We start from the raw sequence: 267 nt of genomic DNA on the forward strand, positions 1-267 counted from the left end.
GGACCTCTTCATGGAGAGGTCCTTCGAAGATGTGACCCTGGCCTCGATCGCCAAGGCCTCGGGTGTCTCGCACCAGACGGTGCTCAATCATTTCGAATCCAAGGCCGGGGTGGTTCGCGGACTGGCGGAGTCGTTGGCCCAGCAGACCAACGCCGCCCGTCACGCCGCCCGAGCCGGCGACGTCCACGGTGCCATCAACGCGTTGGTCGGTGAGTACGAGCTGATGGGTGATGCGAACGTCCGATGGGCGATGTCGGCTGACCGGTT

General features: G+C 64.4%; 1 protein-coding gene. It reads left to right on the forward strand.

Annotated features, from left to right (window positions below):
- Window positions 1-267 (forward strand): TetR/AcrR family transcriptional regulator (locus SB717_RS36445; protein ID WP_410907910.1); only part of this gene is annotated, 267 nt, incomplete at both ends.

The sequence above is a fragment of the Priestia sp. SIMBA_032 genome (assembly GCF_046535215.1).
Lineage (GTDB): Bacteria > Bacillota > Bacilli > Bacillales > Bacillaceae_H > Priestia > Priestia aryabhattai.